1 protein-coding gene and 1 other annotated feature are annotated in these 2,391 nt (G+C 37.6%); the gene reads left to right on the top strand.

Annotation, left to right across the window (positions count from 1 at the left end; genetic code table 11):
* Positions 1–131: 131 nt before the first annotated feature.
* Positions 132–376, top strand: a binding site (T-box leader).
* Between the two features lie 55 nt (positions 377–431).
* Positions 432–2,054, top strand: coding sequence for a phosphoglycerate dehydrogenase (serA, locus tag C9J34_RS00765; RefSeq protein ID WP_107837944.1), 1,623 nt, complete (start codon positions 432–434; stop codon positions 2,052–2,054).
* Positions 2,055–2,391: the final 337 nt, after the last annotated feature.

Genomic DNA, 2,391 nt, shown 5'->3' with positions numbered 1-2,391 from the left:
CTTAATTTTATTATTTTGTTCGCCTTTTAGTCTATCATTATAATTTTTTTAACCTATTTTTTTATTTTTTTCATTAAAAATCGTTGACAAAGATTTATTCTCGGCTTATGATGTTATCAAATTTAATTACGTTAAATATTGTGACGGAGACATGCTCATCGTAGTTGTTCTAAAGAGAGCTGATGGTTGGTGCAAATCAGTGAAGAATACGAATGTAGTTCCACTCCTGAATAGATAAGTGGAATTTTTTAGTATACTTATCCGTATCGTGCTCGTTACGCATTGGAAAGATTGCAAATTTAATTTTCGGAATATTTTTGCAATGAATAAGGGTGGTACCGCGTAAGTATGTTCTTTATAGCCTTTCGCCCCTTACATTTATGTGAGGGGTGGAAGGCTTTTTTATTTTATTAAAAGGAGAGAATGAGATTATGACAACGAAAACAGTAGAAAGAGCAACAAAGGCTATTACAGTGTTTATCGCAGATCCATTGAGTGAGGACGGGATTTATCCATTAATCCATGAATCTGAATTAAATTTAAACATCATTGTAGATACAGGCTTATCTCAGGAGCAACTAATTGCAAAAATCGCCGATATTGATGTGTTATTAGTGCGCTCACAAACAACTGTTACTCGCGAAGTTATTGAAGCTGCAAAAAATTTAAAATTAATTGGCCGTGCAGGCGTTGGTGTCGATAATATTGATTTAACTGCTGCAACTGAGCATGGAATTATCGTTGTCAATGCACCAGACGGTAATACTAATTCTGCAGCTGAGCATACTATTGCTATGATAACCGCTCTTGCACGCTATATACCACAAGCATTTAATACGTTAAAAAACGGTGTTTGGGACCGAAAATCATACGTTGGTGTTGAACTAAAAAACAAAGTGTTAGGCGTTATTGGCATGGGACGTATCGGTGTTGAAGTCGCCTACCGTGCAAAAGGTCAGCGTATGAAAGTTATTGCCTATGACCCATTTTTAACAGAGGAACGAGCGAAAGAGCTTGGTGTGACAAAAGGAACTGTTGATGAAGTATGTATTGCGGCAGACTTTATTACAGTGCATACGCCACTATTACCAGAAACGCGCAATCTAATTAATAAAGAGCGCTTTACCATTATGAAAGATGGCGTTCGCATTATTAACTGTGCACGTGGTGGTATCATTAATGAAGACGATTTATACGATGCCATTTTAGAGAAAAAGGTCGCTGGTGCTGCATTGGACGTTTTCATTACGGAGCCTGCTACAGATCATAAATTATTGACATTACCTGAAGTCATCGCGACACCACATTTAGGGGCATCTACTGTAGAGGCACAGGAGTCTGTTGCCGTCGATGTATCCAATGATATTATTAAGTTTTTCAAAACAGGTACTGTAACAAACCCTGTCAATATGCCGTCAATTTCAAAAGAAAAACTTTCACAAATCGAACCATTTTTCGGACTTGTTGAAAAGCTTGGACAATTCCTTATCCAACTAACAGATGAAACAGTGAAGGGGTTAAATATTTCTTATGCTGGCGATGTGGCAAATTTCGATGTGCGCCCATTAACAGCGAATGCCATTAAAGGACTACTATCAACAAATCACGGTACACATGTGAATAATGTCAATGCTCGTTATCTTGCTGAGCGTATTGGCATGAATATTAATGAGCATAAAACAACAACAGCAAAAGGCTTTACAAATTTAATTACAGTTGAAATTAAAACAGCACATGAAACACACACTGTAGCAGGTACTTTACTAAATGGTTTAGGTGCACGTATTGTCAAAGTTGAAGGCTTTGTAGTTGACGTCATTCCAACAGGCAATCTGCTGTATATTAAAAACACAGATAAACCTGGTGCAATTGGTCGTGTAGCAACAAAGTTAGCTGAAAAGGACATTAATATCGCAACAATGCAAGTAGGCCGCGATATGGTTGGTGGCTCAGCAGTAATGATGCTAGCAATCGACAATGTTGTAACCACAGAAGACCTACATTACGTAGCACAGCTTGAAAATATCGATGAAGTGAAAGCAATCACACTATAAAAATTGTCCGAAAAGCAGGCTAACACACTGCTTTTCGGACAACGAATATACTTGTTTGTTGAAGTATGCCCTATTTAGAAAAGTTGAAAACAGCGGATTCAATACCTTTGCATTTACTTTTAAACTGAATAAGTAAAACTAGTTTTTTTGCTATTCAAGGAGGGTTAGACAGTCCAGACTTTGTTTTTAGCTTGACTGAGCATTTTTCTATGTTCGTTAAGCGAATTCCGCTGTTTGTTGGGCGATTTTCCATATTCGTTGAGCGAATTCCGCTGTTTGTTGGGCGATTTTCCATGTTCGTTGAGCGAATTCCGCTGTTCGTTGAGCGATTTTCCAT

The organism is Metasolibacillus meyeri (genome assembly GCF_003049505.1).
GTDB lineage: Bacteria > Bacillota > Bacilli > Bacillales_A > Planococcaceae > Metasolibacillus > Metasolibacillus meyeri.
Note: the sequence above shows the minus strand (reverse complement) of the source record. Positions and strands in the feature narration are given on the sequence as shown.